The 15742-nt window shown below is 65.2% G+C and carries 15 protein-coding genes and 1 tRNA gene; 4 read left to right on the top strand and 12 right to left on the bottom strand.

Translation table 11 applies throughout. From position 1 onward, the window contains the following. Positions 1-37 precede the first annotated feature (37 nt). From H4W01_RS06005 to H4W01_RS05995, 3 genes are read right to left on the bottom strand one after another with little or no spacing between them, the layout of a single operon-like run. A complete protein-coding gene (locus tag H4W01_RS06005) occupies positions 38-1459 on the bottom strand; it encodes an efflux transporter outer membrane subunit (protein WP_209610292.1) in 1422 nt (473 codons plus the stop codon). After that, entirely contained in the window at positions 1456-4647 is a 3192-nt protein-coding gene (locus tag H4W01_RS06000) for an efflux RND transporter permease subunit (RefSeq protein WP_209610291.1), read from the bottom strand. The genes H4W01_RS06005 and H4W01_RS06000 overlap by 4 nt, the downstream gene beginning before the upstream one ends. After that, entirely contained in the window at positions 4644-5906 is a 1263-nt protein-coding gene (locus H4W01_RS05995) for an efflux RND transporter periplasmic adaptor subunit (RefSeq protein WP_209610290.1), read from the bottom strand. Before H4W01_RS05995 ends, H4W01_RS06000 begins: the two co-directional genes overlap by 4 nt. A gap of 88 nt (positions 5907-5994) precedes the next feature. On the opposite strand from H4W01_RS05995, the gene H4W01_RS05990 reads away from it, so the two are divergent. Further along, a complete protein-coding gene (locus tag H4W01_RS05990) occupies positions 5995-6669 on the top strand; it encodes a response regulator (protein WP_010408453.1) in 675 nt (224 codons plus the stop codon). After that, positions 6666-7982, top strand: a complete 1317-nt coding sequence (locus H4W01_RS05985) for a sensor histidine kinase (RefSeq protein ID WP_334685171.1) — start codon at positions 6666-6668, stop codon at positions 7980-7982. The genes H4W01_RS05990 and H4W01_RS05985 overlap by 4 nt, the downstream gene beginning before the upstream one ends. A gap of 3 nt (positions 7983-7985) precedes the next feature. Here H4W01_RS05985 and H4W01_RS05980 read toward each other — a convergent pair whose 3' ends face one another. The 3 genes from H4W01_RS05980 to H4W01_RS05970 form a co-directional block, all read right to left on the bottom strand. Further along, positions 7986-8942 carry a polysaccharide deacetylase family protein gene (locus H4W01_RS05980; RefSeq protein ID WP_209610289.1) on the bottom strand — a complete coding sequence of 319 codons (957 nt, stop codon included), beginning with the start codon at positions 8940-8942 and terminating at the stop codon, positions 7986-7988. A gap of 79 nt (positions 8943-9021) precedes the next feature. Continuing rightward, positions 9022-9096 (bottom strand) — tRNA-Gln (locus tag H4W01_RS05975). Between the two features lie 60 nt (positions 9097-9156). Then, a complete protein-coding gene (locus H4W01_RS05970) occupies positions 9157-10281 on the bottom strand; it encodes a branched-chain amino acid aminotransferase (RefSeq protein ID WP_209610288.1) in 1125 nt (374 codons plus the stop codon). 72 nt (positions 10282-10353) lie between these two features. Between H4W01_RS05970 and H4W01_RS05965 the strand changes: the two genes are divergently transcribed. Beyond that, the gene (locus H4W01_RS05965; RefSeq protein WP_010408442.1) at positions 10354-10833 is read left to right on the top strand and encodes a MarR family transcriptional regulator; all 480 of its coding nucleotides are present in this window, start codon (positions 10354-10356) and stop codon (positions 10831-10833) included. 26 nt (positions 10834-10859) lie between these two features. Here the strand turns inward: H4W01_RS05965 and proC are convergent, their stop codons facing one another. The 5 genes from proC to H4W01_RS05940 all read right to left on the bottom strand — a co-directional run bounded on the left by proC (position 10860) and on the right by H4W01_RS05940 (position 14001). Continuing rightward, positions 10860-11639, bottom strand: a complete 780-nt coding sequence (gene proC, locus H4W01_RS05960) for a pyrroline-5-carboxylate reductase (protein ID WP_209613263.1) — start codon at positions 11637-11639, stop codon at positions 10860-10862. 45 nt (positions 11640-11684) lie between these two features. Beyond that, positions 11685-12200, bottom strand: coding sequence for a YbjN domain-containing protein (locus tag H4W01_RS05955; protein ID WP_010408437.1), 516 nt, complete (start codon positions 12198-12200; stop codon positions 11685-11687). 105 nt (positions 12201-12305) lie between these two features. After that, entirely contained in the window at positions 12306-12572 is a 267-nt protein-coding gene (locus tag H4W01_RS05950; protein WP_010408435.1) for an accessory factor UbiK family protein, read from the bottom strand. A 19-nt stretch (positions 12573-12591) separates the two neighbouring features. Continuing rightward, complete coding sequence (locus H4W01_RS05945; RefSeq protein WP_029623109.1) at positions 12592-13149, bottom strand: TspO/MBR family protein; 558 nt, start codon at positions 13147-13149, stop codon at positions 12592-12594. A gap of 120 nt (positions 13150-13269) precedes the next feature. Continuing rightward, positions 13270-14001: a TlyA family RNA methyltransferase gene (locus tag H4W01_RS05940; protein WP_209610287.1), complete on the bottom strand. Its 732-nt coding sequence runs from the start codon at positions 13999-14001 to the stop codon at positions 13270-13272. A 280-nt stretch (positions 14002-14281) separates the two neighbouring features. On the opposite strand from H4W01_RS05940, the gene H4W01_RS05935 reads away from it, so the two are divergent. Continuing rightward, entirely contained in the window at positions 14282-14965 is a 684-nt protein-coding gene (locus tag H4W01_RS05935) for an RBBP9/YdeN family alpha/beta hydrolase (RefSeq protein ID WP_209610286.1), read from the top strand. Between the two features lie 9 nt (positions 14966-14974). On the opposite strand, the gene H4W01_RS05930 is transcribed toward H4W01_RS05935, so the two are convergent. Continuing rightward, a complete protein-coding gene (locus H4W01_RS05930) occupies positions 14975-15682 on the bottom strand; it encodes a Crp/Fnr family transcriptional regulator (protein ID WP_209610285.1) in 708 nt (235 codons plus the stop codon). Between the last annotated feature and the right edge of the window lie 60 nt (positions 15683-15742).

The raw sequence follows: 15742 nt of genomic DNA, 5'->3' as shown, positions 1-15742 counted from the left end.
AGCTCCTCGTGATCGCAATAGGCCGCGCTATCACGTCTCAATCGGTGACGACACCGCCACCTGCCGCCTGAAACACGGCAACGGTGTCGGCCAAGCGCGCCGCATGGGCCTGAATGAGCTGCGCCCGCGCCTGTGCATCGGCGGCGGTGGCGTTGAGCAGCGCCAGCGTGCCGACATCCCCCAGCGCCAACTGGCGCCGGACGAACCCCAAAGCACGGCCCGAGGCATCGCTCGCGCGGGCCGCGGCATCCAGCGCATCGGCATCCGTCCGCAGACCGCTCAACGCGTCCGACACATCGCCAAAGGCTTGTAGCACCGCCGCGCGATATTGCGCCTTCGCGCCGTCCAAGGCCGCTTCGGCAGCATGTTGCTGGTGGCGCAAGGCCCCCCCGTGGAAAATCGGCTGGGTAACGCCGCCAAGCAACGCCCAGAACGGATTGCCGTTCTGGAACAGGTCGAACAAATGCTGCGCTTCACCGCCAGCGGTCGCGCTCAACTGAAGGCTGGGCAGCCGCGCGGCAATCGCCACGCCGACATCGGCCCCTGCCCCTTCGAGCTGCGCCCGCGCCGCGCGCACATCGGGGCGGCGCGCCACCAGGTCCGATGGCAGGGCAAAAGGTACTTCGCGCGGCAGCGAGAGTGCTGAAAGGGTCGGCAACGTCGGCAAATCGCCCCCCGCCGCGCGACCGAGCAAGGTGCCGATCACCACGCGCTGATGCGCCTCAGCGCGCACCAGTGCCGGCAGCGCCGCTTCCGCCGTCGCCAAGGCGGTCTGCTGGGTCGCCACATCCGCCTCGCCCACGGCACCGAGTTGCTGGCGGCGGCGCTGCGCTTGCAGAATGTCGCGGTTGACCGCCAGGCTCGCCCGCGCCGCCTCGATCTGGTCGGCCAGCGAGGCGCGCTGGATGACGGCCTGGATCAGATTGGACACGACGGTCGCGCGTGCCGCGTCCAGACGATATCGCGCCACATCCGCCGCAGCGCGCGCCGACCGGATCTTGGCGTGCGTTCCACCGAACACGTCGGGCGAATAGCTGACCGTCACCTGCGCGGTGTGCAACGAATACAGATATTGCGACGCATCGGTAACGGCGGGCGCAAGCGCCTTGGACACGCGCGTGCGTTGCGCCTGATAGCTCGCATCGACCTGCGGTGACGCCGCGCCGCCCGCCGCCCCGGCAAGCTCGCGCGCCTGGCGCAAGGCCGCATCCGCGACGGCGATGTCGGTCGCATGGCCGAGCGCCTCGTTCACCAGCGCATCGAGATCGGCAGAACCGAACGCGCGCCACCAGTCACTCGCCACCGTGCCGGTCTGCGCCACCTGCGCCTCGCCAGCGCGCGGCGCGAAGCTCTGCGGTTTGACAGGCGGCGGTAACGCGACGTGCGGATCCAGGTCGCGCGGGCCGACTGCGCAGGCCGATACCGACCCGGCGAGCAAGGCGAGCAAGAGGCGCTTCATGCGGGCATCTCCCCATGATCGGCGGCGGGGGGCTGGTGGTGCCCGACATCGCGCCCGTGCGCACCGCGATCCCCCGGCGGCACCCGGCGCGAGAAGCGATCGATCAGCACCGGCAGCACCAGCAGGATCAGCAGCGGGGCAAGCGTCATGCCGCCCACCACCACCAGCGCCAGCGGCTTCTGCACCTGGCTGCCGATGCCGTTAGAGATAGCGGCAGGGAGCAGGCCGATGGCCGCCACCAGGCACGTCATCACCACCGGGCGCAAGCTGTGCCGCACCGTCGTCGCCAACGCCCCCTGCCGCCCCATATATTCGTCGATCGCATGGTTATAGGTGGTGACGACGAGAATGCCGTCCATCACCGCAATGCCGAACAGAGCGACAAACCCGATCGCCGAGGAAATGCTGAACGCGGTGCCGCTCAACGCCAGCGCCAGCACGCCGCCAATAATCGCCATCGGGATCGCCGAGAAGGCGAGCAGGCTGTCGCGGATCGACCCGAAATTGGCATAGAGCAGCAACAGGATCAACAGCAGGCTGATCGGCACCACCACCTCCAGCCGGGCGACGGCGTTGGTGAGATTGTCGAGTTCGCCGGCCCATTCGAGATGATAGCCCGTCGGCAAATGCACGCTCCGCGTGATCCGCGCCCGCGCCTCCTCCACCGCGCCGCCGAGATCGCGTCCGCGGACCGAGAATTTGATCGGGATGTAGCGTTCCTGATGCTCGCGATAGATGAACGATGCGCCCGATGTCAGTTTGATATCGGCGACTTCGGACAGCGGCACCTGGATCGTACCGCTGCCATTGGGTGCCGGTGCGCCAATGGTGATACGGCGGATCGCATCGATCGAATCGCGCTGTTCGGCCTTCAGGCGCACCACGATCGGGAAGTGCCGGTCGGTGCCCTTTTCATACAGTTCGGCCGAGGATTGCCCGCCAATCGCGGCCGCCACCGTTGCGTTGATGTCGTCGGGAGTCAGGCCATAACGCGAGGCGCGCGCGCGATCGACATCGATCCGCACCGTCGGCTGCCCCAGCGACTGGAACACGCCCAGATCCTCAATGCCCTTGACCTTGGCCATCTCCGCCTTGATCGCATCGGCATATTTGGCGAGCGTCGGCAGATCCGGCCCGAACAGCTTGATCGAATTGGCACCCTTCACCCCGGACGCGGCCTCTTCGACATTGTCCTCGATATATTGCGAGAAGGAGAAATCGACGCCGGGATATTTGGCCTGCAGCTTTTTCGACAGTTCGGCGGTCAGCGTTTCCTTGGTCACGCCGGCCGGCCAGCTACCGGCCGGTTTCAGCGGCACGAAGAACTCGGCGTTGAAGAAGCCCGTTGAGTCGGTGCCATCATCGGGCCGTCCATGCGCCGACAACACCGATTCCACTTCGGGATATTGCGCGATCATGCGGCGCACACCATCCACCACCGGTTGCCCCGCCTCCAGGCTGATCGAGGCCGGCAGGCTGGCGCGGATATACATGTTGCCCTCTTCGAGATGGGGCAGAAATTCAATGCCAAGCGAGCGCACGCCAACCATCGCCCCACCGAGCAGCAGCAGCGCACCCCCGATCGCCAGCACGCGATTGCCCAGCGCAAAGGCGGCGGCAGGTTCGTACAGGCGGCGCAGCCGCGCGACGATCCATGTCTCCACCTCGGACAATTTATCGGGCAGCAGCATCGTCGCCAGCACCGGCGCGACCGTGAAGGTCGCGATCAGGCCGCCGGTAATGGCATAGGCATAGGTCTTTGCCATCGGCCCGAAGATATGGCCCTCGACGCCCGTCAGCGTGAACAGCGGCAAGAAGCTCGCGATGATGATCGCGGCGGCGAAGAAGATACCCCGACTCACCTCATGGCTCGCCCCCAACACCGCGGAGAAGCGGCTGGCGAGCGTATAATGGCCGCGCCCGCCTTCGACATGCGCTGAGCGTTCCACCATATGACGGAAAATATTCTCGACCATGATGACGCTGGCATCGACCACCAGCCCGAAATCGAGCGCGCCGACCGACAACAGGTTCGCACTCTCGCCCTGCAACACCAGGATCAGGATCGCGAAGGCCAGCGCAAAGGGAATGGTCGCGGCAACAATGATCGCGCTGCGCAAATTGCCGAGAAACGCCCATTGCAGGAAGAAGATCAGCGCGATCCCCGCCACCAGATTTTCCAGCACGGTGTGGATCGTCAGGTGGATCAGGTCGGATCGGTCATAGATGCGATCAAGATGCACGCCCGGCGGCAAGATGCCCGAGGCGTTGATGTCGGCGACTTCCTTCTGCACCGCTTCGATCGTTGGCATCGATTGCGCGCCGCGCTGCATCAGCACGATGCCCTGAACGATGTCGTCCTCATTGTTATAGCCGGCGATACCCAGCCGCGGCGCATTGCCGATCTCGACATGGGCGACGTCCTTCAACAGGATCGGCTGACCATTGGCGGTGCCGACCAGCACATTCTCGATCCCCGACACCGACTGGATCAGCCCGACACCGCGGACGATCGCCGCCTGCGCGCCGAAGTTGATCGTCTGCCCGCCGACATTGCCATCGCTCTTGCTTAGCGCGGCGAGCACTTGCCCGACCGCGACGCCGTGCGCCGACAACCGATCATTGTCGATCACGACATCATAAGCACGCAGCTTGCCACCCCAGCCAGTCACGTCGATCACGCCCGGAATGCGTTTGAAGCGTCGTTGCAGCACCCAGTCCTGCAAGGTCTTCAGGTCCATCACCGAATAGCCCGGCGGCGCGCTGATCTTGTAGCGGAAGATTTCGCCGACCGGGCTGGTCGGCGACAGCGACGGCTGCGCCCCGCCCGCGAGCGGCGGCAATTGCGACAGGCGATTGATCACCTGCTGCTTGGCCGCCTCATTGGTCAGGTCATAGCTGAACTGGATCTTGATGTCGGACAGGCCGAACAGCGAGATTGCGCGGATCGCGGTCAAATGGGGAATGCCCGCCATGCCGACCTCGATCGGGATGGTGACATTGCGCTCCATCTCCTCCGCCGACAGGCCTTGCGTCTGGGTGATGACCTCGACCATCGGCGGCACGGGATCGGGATAGGCCTCGATATTGAGGTTCCAGAAACCGATCGCGCCCGCGACCAGCATGGCGGCAAAGATGCCGACGATCAGCAATCGCTGCCGCAGCGAAAATTCGACCAGGCGGTTCATTCGCCGAGACCCGCCTCGTTCACGAACAGCGCGCCCGAGGTGACGATCCGCTCGCCCGACTTCAGACCGGCGAGCACGGCAATGGTGCCATCCTGCGCGTCACCGGCGGTAATCGTGCGGGCCTGGAGCAGCCCATCGGGGCGCACCACCCACACCCGCGCCGTTTCGCCCTCATGGATCACGGCTTCTGCAGGGATGCGCAGCGCGGTGCCGCGTTGCGGCCGCTGGATCGAGAAGCTGGCGAACATTTGCGGCTTCAGCATCCCATCGGGATTGGCGATGGTCGCGCGGACCGGCAGGCGGCGCGTTTGCGGATCGAGCGCCGCGCCGACCAGATCGATCGTTGCATGGAAGCTGCGTCCCGGCAGCGCCTGCGTCGTCACCGTCACCGAATCCCCGACATGCACCGCATTGGCATCGCTTTCGGCGATCTGCGCGATCAGCCAGACATGCGACGGATCGGTGATCGTCATCACCGGCTTGTCGCCGCCTTGCGACACATATTGCCCGGCCGACACATCGCGCGAAGCGATCAGGCCGCCGATCGGCGCGTGGAGCGTCGTGCGGTCGTGAATGCCCGAAACCTCGCTGACGCTTTCCAGCCGCGAGATTTCGCCCGACGTCTTGCCCAGGATCGACAATTTGTCGCGCGCTGCGCCCAGCGCCGCCGCCGCCGTGCGCGCGGTCGCCTGTGCCGCGACGAGATCGGTCTGCGCCTGAAGATAATCCTTCTGCGCGCCGCCCGCCGTTTCGAAAATCTGGCGCTGGCGCTCGGCATTGCGCGTCGCGGTCGCCAATTGCGCCTGCGCATTCTGGAACGCCGCGCGCGCCGCGAACAGGCCGCTGCGCGCATCGACGAAATCGCTGGTCTTGACCAGCAGCAGCGGCTGCCCCGCGCGGACATATTGCCCGGCATCGGCCATGACGCGTACGATCTGGCCGGCATAGGGCATCAGCACCGGCGTGCTGCGATCGCCATCGACGGTAATCGCGCCGCTCGCCAGCGTGCGGTCATCCGAGGCCGAATAGCCGACGCGCATCGTCTTCAATCCCGCCATCTGGTCGGCGGTCAGCCGCAAGGTTCCCGGCGGCGTCGGTTGCGGGGCGGCGGGCTCGCGGTGAGTCAGGCGCTCGACGGCGAACCACAACAGCACCGCGCCAACCGCGCAGACGGCGGCAACGACCAGCCAGCGTGTCTGCGTGGCCGGGGCCAGCGTGCGGGTCTGGGGCAGGGATTCGGGTGTCGGAGAAGCGTGCATCGGAAACCCTATTGCGGCAAGGCTGGCACCTCTACGTAAGCCAGCTTACATCTCGCTTACAAATTGCTGCAGTGCAGAAAGTCCGAGAATGCGGGTCTTGTTGGTCGAGGACGACGATGAAGTGGCGGTGCCGCTGGTCGATGCCCTCTCGCGGCGCGGTGTGTCGGTGGAACGCGCACGCGACGTTGGCGAGGCCGAAGCGTATCTCGCCGCAATCGATTACGCGGCGGTGTTGCTCGACTTGGGTTTGCCCGACGAAGACGGCATCGCTTTGTTGACGCGGATGCGCGCGCGCGGCGACACGCGGCCCGTGCTGGTGCTGAGCGCGCGTGGCGCGATCGATGCCCGCATTCGCGGCCTGAACGAAGGGGCCGACGAATATATGGTCAAACCCTTCGACGTCGATGAACTGCACGCGCGCCTGCTTGCCATCCTCCGGCGGCGCGACGGCTATACCGGCAAGTCGCTCCGCTGCGGGGCCTTGGAATTCATCGTCGAGACGCGCGTCGCCTATATCGATGCCCAGCCGCTGGCGCTGTCCGTACGCGAAACGCAGTTGCTGGAACTGCTGCTGCGCCGATCGGGCAAGGTCGTGCCCAAGACCGTCGTGGAGGATCAGCTCTTCGGCCTCGACAGCGATCTGGGGTCCAATGCGGTCGAGGTCTATATTCACCGCTTGCGCAAGAAGCTGGAAGACGGATCGAGCTGCGCGCGGATCGAGACGGTGCGCGGCGTCGGCTACATGATGGTCGCCGCCGCGTGAGAGTGCGCGCGCCGCGCTCGCTGCTTGGCCAGTTTATCGCGCTGCATGTCGGCATCGCGCTGGTCGCCGCGATTACGTTGCTGTGGAGCGCGTCTGCCCTGCTGCACCAGACCGCCGACCATTTTCAGCGGAATTTGCTGCGCCGACAGGCGGCGCTTTCGGCGTCGTTCGGGCAGGCCGGTGCGCCGCAACCCGTGGTCTTGTCCAATGGCATGGCAGTCAGCGTGATCGGCCGGAATCGCCGGGTGCTGAATTCCTACGGACCGCCGCGGCCGCAGATCCTGGCGGCAGCTCCGCTTGATGAGACATCGCATTTCTTTCGCAAGGGTGCGATCCAGGCCTTCTGCCTGCCCGCCTCGGTTGGCTGGATCGTCGTATCGCAAGACGATGCCGACCCGGAGGTGGTCACCGACGATGTCGTGCGCAATTTCCTCTCGCGCTTCGCGCTGATATCACTGCCGATTGCATTGCTCGTGCCAGTGATCGGCGCGCTGCTCGCCCGCCGTTTGACGCACCGCATGCGCATGGTCTCGCTGGCGGCCGCGCAAATCGGCCCGCAATCGCTCGATGCGCGCTTGCCGCGCGGTCTACTCCCGCTGGAAGCGGAGCCGCTGGCCGAGGCGGCCAATGCCGCGCTGGACCGTCTCGCCGCCGCGATCCGGGTGCAAACCGCCTTTGCCGCCGATGTCGCACACGAATTACGGACGCCATTGGCGGCGATACGGCTGCGCGCCGATGCGATTGCCGACGCGGAGGCGCGCTCGGCCCTGATGGCGGCCGTGGATCGCGCCGGGAGGGTGATTGCCCAATTATTGGCATTGGCGGAGCTGGAGCGACCGTTGGAATCGAGCGGAACAACCGTCGATCTTCACCGCCTGGCGGAACAGGTCGTCGCCGATCGCGCCCCTGCGATACTGGCATCGGGCCGCAGCATTGCGCTCGATCGCGATTCCGGACCGGCGCAGGTCTACGGCTATAGCGAGGCCCTGACGCTCGCGCTCGAGAACCTGCTCGATAATGCAACCCGCCATACCCCGCCCGGGACGGCGATCCACGTCCGCAGCGGCAGCAGCCACATCATTGTCAGCGATGACGGCCCGCCGCTGCCGCAGGATGATCTGGCGCGCCTGACGGAACGGCTCTGGCGCGGGGCCGGCTCACCCGTCGAAGGTTCGGGCATCGGTCTCTCGATTGTCGACCGGGTCGCCCATGCCCATGGCGGGCGGCTGAACGTGCGGCGCGGCGACGCCGGGCGCGGACTGGTGTTTGAAATCAAGGTCCGGCGGCCGAAACTCGGCGTCACCGGCGATTGAACCTCACCGATCGTGATCGACCCGGTCATAGGCGGCTTCGATCTCTTTCGGCACGTCGGTGAAGCTGCTCCACGGCAGCGGCTTGTGCAGCGCCATCGACCAGCGCTCGATCCATTCGATCCCCTCTTTTCCGGCATAGGGATCGGGGGTGCGGTACGCCGGGTCCTTCATCGCCTGCGATAGCGTCACCGGTCGCAGATGCTCGCGCCGGAGGATGGCCGCGAGATCATCGATTGAATCTGCATTCAGCCGCGTCGCGTGCAGCAGCATGACATAGGCGATATCGCGCCCGAACAGGGCATGCGCTGCGCTGCGATACCAGCGGATCGTCGTTGCGGTATGGGCGAGATAGAGGTGCCGGATCCGCGCGCGCGTCGCCTCATCCCGCGCGATGGTCGCGGCATCATAGGGCTCGGCAAATTCCCAGTCATCGGCATCGATCGTAACGGGCGCGATGCGGTAGCCATGCGCGGTCAGCCAAGCGTTGATCTCGTGCTTGACCGCCTCCGGCGTGCCGGTTTCGAGATAGGGGTGGCGAAACCAGCCGATCCGACGGTGCCGTTCTTCGAGCAGGCCCCGCGTGACCGGCTCGCCGCGCGCAATATCGGCAATGTAGGCGGCCGCGCCCAGGCGATTGGGCGATTCGTGGGAAAAGGTATGGTTCCCCAGGTCCATGCCGGCATCGAGCCAATGCTCCAGAACGGCGATCTGTTGCGGCCGATCCAGCTCGTTGAGTTTCGATTCGTTGACAAAGCCCGTCGCCGGGATCCTGTGCTTGCGCAGGCCCTGCAGAATGTCGGCGTTCAAGCCGGTCACATAAGGCTGGTCCTTCGCCATCGTCAGCGCCGGCAGGTCATCGAAGGTCAGGGCGATTTTGGCGTGCTTGCTTCGTGCCGCCAGCGGACTGCAACCCAAAGGGATGGCGATCAGGCCGAGCAGGATCAAGCGGAGCATCGTCATGGTCGCTGCGTCTTTCAAGCGCGGCTCCGCATCTGTCGACCGCTGACTTTCTGCCCATGCAGAATCGTGATGAAGAGATTGGCTGGGGCGGCAGGGTTCGAACCTGCGAATGGCGGCATCAAAAGCCGCTGCCTTACCACTTGGCGACGCCCCAATCCGGGAGCGGCGTGCTTTAGGCTGCGAATCCGCGCTTGGAAAGCCCGGATTCACGCTTTCAGATCACGCGCTCGAGCCAGCCATACGGATCAGGCGCGTGCCCGCGCTGAATATCGATAAGCGCCTGGCGCAAACGCTGGGTGGTTTGCCCCGGCCCGCCGCCGCCGATCTGGAATGCGCCATCGCGCATCTTCATCGTGCCAATCGGGGTGACCACCGCCGCCGTGCCGCACGCAAAGGCCTCCAGCAGCCGACCGCTTTCGGCATCGGCGCGGCACTGGTCGATCGCATACGGCTCTTCGCGGACACTGAGCCCCATATCGCGCGCCAAGGTCAGCAAGGAATCGCGGGTGATGCCGGGAAGGATCGTGCCCGTCAGCGGCGGCGTGGCGATGCTGCCATCGTCGAACACGAAAAAGATGTTCATGCCGCCCAGTTCTTCAATCCAGCGCCGCTCGACTGCGTCGATGAACAGCACCTGGTCGCACCCTTGGCGAGTCGCTTCGGCCTGCGCGATCAGACTGGAGGCGTAATTGCCGCCGCATTTGGCGGCACCGGTGCCGCCGGGGGCGGCGCGGGTATAGTCCTGCGACACCCACAGGGTGACGGCGGGCGCGCCTCCCTTGAAATAGGCCCCGACCGAGGAGGCGATCACCGCGTACAGATATTCGCTGGACGGCTTCACCCCCAGGAACACTTCGCTCGCGATCATGAACGGGCGGAGATACAGCGCGCCTCCGTCGATATCGGGGATCCAGTCGGCCTCCTGCCGCACGATGGCGCGGACCGACTCGACGAACAGCTCATCGGGCAGCGGCACCATCGCCATCCGCTCCGCCGATGCGCGGAAGCGCGCAGCGTTTGCCGACGGGCGGAACAAAGCTGCCCCGCCATCGGGCAAGCGATAGGCCTTCAGCCCTTCGAAAATCTCTTGCGCATAATGCAGCACGGCCGACGCGCTATCCATCTGGAACGCCGCACGCGGGGTGATCTTGGCATCATGCCACCCGGCGACCTCGTTATAACGGATCGTCACCATATGGTCGGTGAACACGCGCCCGAAGCCCGGGTTTGCAATCAAGCCGGTGCGTTCGTTCGCGGGCACGGGCGTCGGATGCGGCTCCACGACAAAAGCCTGCGTGCTGGCGGTGGAGCGGTGGTCGAGATCGGCGTTCTGGTGCATCGAAGCCCTGCGACAAGTTGTTACAATTTGGGGGTTGAAGGGCTGTACGGGAGGCGGCAAACGCGGTCAACAATGGCTACCGCAATCGCCTCCGCCTCGCCGCTTTTCCTGCGCGAACCCGAAATCCGTCGTGGCATGGAACTCATGTACTTCGCGCAGAGCACGCTTGCGCGCTCCACCGAGGAACAACTGAGCGCGTTAGGACTGGGCCGGGCGCACCACCGCGCTTTGTATTTCATCGCGCGCCACCCCGACTTGACGGTCAGCGCGCTGCTCGGGCTGCTCGGCATCACCAAGCAATCGCTCGGCCGCGTCCTGAACGAACTGGTCGAGCGCAACCTCGTCGAAACGCGCATTGGCGAGCGTGATCGGCGGCAACGGCTGCTGCGCTTGTCGGAAGCGGGCAAGCAGCTCGAATCCGATCTGTTCGAATGCGTCCGCCAGGTGTGGGCGCAGGCTTATGCCAGTGCGGGGCAGAATGCGGTCAGCGGCTTCTGGGCGGTGCTGGAAGGAATCACCCCAGACGAGGTGCTGAAGCTCCTCTCGGTCTGACTGCAGACTTAGGCGTCGCCCGCGTCCTAACGCCGCGCTTCTGCGGCCATCTCCGCGTTGCGCGCAGCCGAGGCTGCAACCGTGGTGCGCAGCAAAGCGACAAGCGCCTGCCCCTGATCCAGTACGTCGAGCCCCTTGCGCGTGGAACCGCCGGGGCTGGCAACACGATCGGCCAGCGTGCCCGGCGGAACATCTGCGGCAGCCGCCAGCAGCGCCGACCCTGCAACCGTGGCGAGCGCCAGACGGTTCGCCTGGTCTTCGGGCAGCCCCTGCGCAACGCCCGCCGCTGCCAGCGCATCGATAAAGCGATATAGAAACGCCGGCCCGCACCCGGCCAGTGCGGTGACGGCATCGAACTGTGCTGGATCGACCCATTCGACCAGACCGAGTGCTGCCATCACCGTGGTGATCGCCCTGCGCAGGGCGGGATCGGCGCTGCTGCTGTCGAGCGCGACGACGCCCTTGCCAATCCCGACCGGCAAATTCGGCATTGCGCGAACGATCGCGCCTGCCTGAAACCGCGCGGCAAGCGCGTGTTCTTCCACCCCCGCCAAAATCGAGACCAACGCTGGCACGCCCCGCAAGCGCTCCGCAAAGCGCGCGGCGACCTCGTCCAATTGCTGCGGCTTCATCGCCAGGATCACGAGATCGGGCAATGCCCCGCTCGGCACATCCCGCGCCTGCCGGACGCCTGTCGGCAAAAGCCGGTCGGCCCGGTTGACCACATCGACATTGCCGGGTGCCAGAACCCCACTGGCAATCCATTGGCGGAGCATCGCCCCGCCCATAGTCCCGCATCCGACCATCCAGACGCGAGTCACCGTCCGTTCCGGACGGTCGTGCCCGACCATTCAGGCCTCGCCCTGCGTCTCGGTCATGGCTGCGGCCATGGCTTCGGCAGGGGTCTTGCCGCCCCACAGCACGAACTGGAACACCGGATAGAAGCGCTCGCATTCGTCGATCGCGCTCTCGACCAGCAATTCCGCCGTCCCCAGCGACATCGTGCCGCCCCCCGATTCGGTCGCGCCTTCGATCATCGCGGCATGGCGGTACAGCAGGATCCCGCTCGCCGACCACAATTCGAAATGGCCGACCCACAATTGCTCGTTGATCAGCCCGATCGCTTCATAAATCGCGGCGCGCCGGTCATCGGCCACGCGCACGTCGGGAAAGGCCAGGAACTGAATAACGCTGTCTTCCTCGCGCCATAGCGCGCGAAGCTCATATTGCGTCCAGCTCCCTTTGACCTTGGCGATGACTTCATCGTCCTGCCGCTCATGGTCCCAGCCATGCGCCGCGAAATAGCTTTCCAGCATGTCGATCGGCGCTGCATCGTCGCGATCGAAATCCGCCTCATCGAGGATCATCGTGCGCCTCCATCATTCGCCTTTGGCGCTGTGGTGACGCAGCGCGGCGGGCAGCACAAGAATGGGGCAGGCAAGCCAATCGAAAAAACTGTGGAAAAGATCGTCTCAGCCTTCCGCCTTAGGCGTTGCCGCCGCTTTCGCTTCGAGCGCATCGAGCCGCGCACGCAGCGCATCCGCATCGTCGCGCGCGGCCGCCGCCATCGCCTTGACGACCTCAAACTCGTCGCGCGAAACGAAATCCAGACCGCCGATCCACTCCTTCGCCCGCGCGCGCGCGCCTGCCTCGGCCTCACGCCCAACACCGGCCAGCGTTCCAGCAGCACCGTTCAGGAACTTGGCGAGGTCGTCGAAAATCTTGTTATCGGATTGCATGCGGAAAATCCCGTGGGGTTCAGAGCTTGATGATTTGGGTGGTGGCGGACGGTGGCGCAAGGGTTTCGGCCCCTGGGTTCAAGTCCATGATCTGGTAATTGAGATAGAAGGCGAACACCAGCCAGAGAAGATACGGTACCAGCAAAGCCCCGGCCAGCACGCGGATCCGGCCGAAGACGATCGCCATCGCCAGCGTGAGCAGAAACATCAGCACGACGATCCCGAGCGCGAAGGTCACCTGATGCATGCCGAAAAACACCGGCGACCAGCTCAAATTCACCGCCAACTGAACAGCGAACAGCGCAATCGCCGGGCCACGCATGCGCGAGCCGCGGGCATGGATGATCATCGCCAGCGCAAGGCCCAGCAGGACGTAGATCGCCGTCCATGCCGCCGGGAAGGCCCAATCCGGCGGCGTAACGGGCGGTTTAACCAGCGCGGCGTACCAGACATTGGCCGATCCAGCGGGGGCCAGGCGCGCTGCGGTAAAGCCCAGCAAGAGCACGAACGGCACCGTCACGACCGCCCAGCGCAAAAACGCAAGCCGCAACTGCTGTTTCGATGCAATCTCTCTCAAGCCACGGCCCCCGGTTACACGCGAATCTGTCAGGCGCTCAGCTGTCGCCCCGCCTGATCTTCTATAGAAGAACGACGGTCAGGTTGCGTGGTTAAATTTTCCCCAACCAGCGCCTGTCTCCTACCGTGTGGCGGCGATCAGAAATTCGATATTGCCCTCAGGCCCGGTGATCGGGCTTTCGACCAGCGTGACGACGGACCACCCTTGCGCGACCACCCATGCCGAGACCTCTGTGCAGACGCGCGCATGCACCGCTGGATCGCGCACGACCCCGCCCTTGCCAACCTCATTGCGGCCAGCCTCGAATTGCGGCTTGATCAAAGCGAGCAAGCGCGCCTGCGGCTTGGCAAAGCGCAGCGGCACCTCGAGCACCTTGGTGAGGCCGATGAAGCTCGCATCGCAGACGATCAGGTCGATCGGCTCGGGAATATGCGCCTCGGTCAAAATCCGCGCGCTGGTCTGTTCGTGGACGATCACCCGGTCATCCTGGCGCAGCTTCCACGCCAATTGGTTGGTGCCACTGTCGACGGCATAAACCCGCGCCGCGCCACGCTGGAGCAACACGTCGGTAAAGCCGCCGGTCGAAGAGCCGACATCGATCGCCACCGCGCCCGTTACGTCCCAGCCGACCGCATCCAGACCATGCGCCAGCTTGATTCCGCCGCGCGAGACCCATGGATGGTCGCGCCCGCGCACGTCGAGCACGACATCGTCCGCCACCGCCTGGCCGGGCTTGTCGATCTTGCGCTCGCCCGAAAACACCAGCCCCGCCATGATCAGCGCCTGCGCGCGCGTCCGGCTTTCGGCGAGGCCGCGATCGACGAGGAGTTGGTCAGCACGGGTCTTGGACATACAGCCCCTCCAACGCCAAGCGGCGCACGCGCGCAAGGGGGCTTCGAGTCGCGCGCGCCTTAGTGCCCTTGAAATACCGCTCGCCCCGGCCCGTTTTACGCCGCGCGGTCGTCCCTATTTCAGGTCATCGCATCCGCCATTCTTTCTGGCGCAGCGCTATTGCCTATCTTTTAAGTAGGAATACATTTTGCGCTTGGAGGCGTGGCCATGCGGCGTCCCCCTAGAGCACGGATGGCCACGTCTCTCCACCCCTGTTTCAGGGCGCATTGGGAGAGAATCGATGGGTACCTTTTCGAATTTCGACCCCGTTCAGCCGACCATTTTGACCGTTCCCGGCCTTGGCGGCTCGGGCCCGTCGCATTGGCAGACCTTGTGGGAACAGGCACGCCCAGACACGATCCGCGTCGAACTGGGGATGTGGAATACGCCGCATCGCAACGCCTGGGTGACCAAGCTCGACCAGGCGATCCGTTCGGCGCAGGCTCCGGTCGTGCTCGCCGCGCACAGTCTTGGCTGCCTCGCCGTGGCGTGGTGGACGGAGCTGACCCGCCAGCCTTATGGCTGGCCCGTCGCCGGGGCACTGCTGGTCGCCCCCGCCGATGTCGACCGCCCTGATGCCCAGGCCGAACTCGCCGCCTTTGGCCCAACCCCGATCAGCCCCCTGCCCTTCCCCTCCATTGTCGTCGCCAGTCGCGACGACCCCTGGATCACGATCGAGCGCGCGCACAGCCTGGCGGTCGGCTGGGGCAGCCACTTTGTCGATGCCGGGGCCCAAGGCCATCTGAACGCGGCGAGCGGGATCGGATGGTGGGAAGAGGGCCAGGAACTGCTCCACCGCGTCATCGGCGCGGCGGCTGATCGTCACGGCAAGCCCCTGGCTCCCGGCGACGCGCGCTCGATTCTCGCCATCAACGCGACCGATGCGGCGCAGACGCATTATCTGGCCGGAGTGCCGATCCGCTGAAGCCGTGCATCAATCGAAGAACAGATAGGCCGGATCGAAATCGGCGAAGCGCCGCAACGCGTTCCAATCGAGAATCTCGACCGTCCCCTGTCGAAAACTGACCAGCTCCTGTTCGCGCAACTGGCGGAGCATGCGGTTGGCGTGAACCGCGGTCAGTCCGGTGGCATCGGACAGGTCGACCTGGGTCAGCGGCAGCGCGAACGTGGTGCCCGAGGTCATCCCGATCCGCTCAAGGCGAACGTACATCTCGCAAAAGAGGTGCGCGAGGCGGACGACGGCGCTGCGCGCGCCGATCGACACGATCCATTCGCGGTTGATCGCGGCATCGATCAGCGTCGAGCGCCACAGCAATTCGGTCAGCGTGGCAGATCGCTCGGTGAGCGCCCGAATTGCGCTATGCGGGAAAAACGCGACCTTCACGTCGGTAAGCGCCGCGACCGAATGTTCGAGGCGCTTCAGCGGGTAGCTGTGCAAATCGACAAAATCGCCGGGAACGTGAATCGCGAGGATTTGCCGCCGCCCCTCGGGCGTATCCTTATACCGCTCGACGAAGCCCTCCAGCAGCAGCGTACATTGGGTCAGCGGTGTTTGCTGACGCACGATGATCTGCTTGGCTGAAAATGTGGCCGTCCGTCCAACCGCCGCTTCCAGCGCGGCCACCTCCTCGGCGTCCAGCACCGGGATGCGATGAGTCTTAAGGAACAGGCTAGTGTACATGGTTTCCCCTATTTTCCCGGAACATGCGCCGCGTCACCACGTTCTGTCCACTGGGAGAGA

This window comes from Sphingomonas sp. PL20, from assembly GCF_017875905.1.
Lineage (GTDB): Bacteria > Pseudomonadota > Alphaproteobacteria > Sphingomonadales > Sphingomonadaceae > Sphingomonas > Sphingomonas echinoides.
The sequence above is the reverse complement of the archived record's forward strand: the minus strand, read 5'-3'. Positions and strand labels throughout refer to the sequence as shown.

Bases quoted from the DNA above. Each gene is read 5' to 3' on its own strand.
- H4W01_RS05970 (WP_209610288.1), bottom strand. From the start codon at position 10,281: ATGCACCAGAACGCCGATCTCGACCACCGCTCCACCGCCAGCACGCAG.
- H4W01_RS05955 (WP_010408437.1), bottom strand. From the start codon at position 12,200: ATGATCCTCGATGAGGCGGATTTCGATCGCGACGATGCAGCGCCGATC.
- H4W01_RS05950 (WP_010408435.1), bottom strand. From the start codon at position 12,572: ATGCAATCCGATAACAAGATTTTCGACGACCTCGCCAAGTTCCTGAAC.
- H4W01_RS05995 (WP_209610290.1), bottom strand. From the start codon at position 5,906: ATGCACGCTTCTCCGACACCCGAATCCCTGCCCCAGACCCGCACGCTG.
- H4W01_RS05990 (WP_010408453.1), top strand. From the start codon at position 5,995: ATGCGGGTCTTGTTGGTCGAGGACGACGATGAAGTGGCGGTGCCGCTG.
- H4W01_RS05980 (WP_209610289.1), bottom strand. From the start codon at position 8,942: ATGACGATGCTCCGCTTGATCCTGCTCGGCCTGATCGCCATCCCTTTG.
- proC (WP_209613263.1), bottom strand. From the start codon at position 11,639: ATGGTCGGATGCGGGACTATGGGCGGGGCGATGCTCCGCCAATGGATT.
- H4W01_RS06000 (WP_209610291.1), bottom strand. From the start codon at position 4,647: ATGAACCGCCTGGTCGAATTTTCGCTGCGGCAGCGATTGCTGATCGTC.
- H4W01_RS06005 (WP_209610292.1), bottom strand. From the start codon at position 1,459: ATGAAGCGCCTCTTGCTCGCCTTGCTCGCCGGGTCGGTATCGGCCTGC.
- H4W01_RS05965 (WP_010408442.1), top strand. From the start codon at position 10,354: ATGGCTACCGCAATCGCCTCCGCCTCGCCGCTTTTCCTGCGCGAACCC.
- H4W01_RS05930 (WP_209610285.1), bottom strand. From the start codon at position 15,682: ATGTACACTAGCCTGTTCCTTAAGACTCATCGCATCCCGGTGCTGGAC.
- H4W01_RS05940 (WP_209610287.1), bottom strand. From the start codon at position 14,001: ATGTCCAAGACCCGTGCTGACCAACTCCTCGTCGATCGCGGCCTCGCC.
- H4W01_RS05935 (WP_209610286.1), top strand. From the start codon at position 14,282: ATGGGTACCTTTTCGAATTTCGACCCCGTTCAGCCGACCATTTTGACC.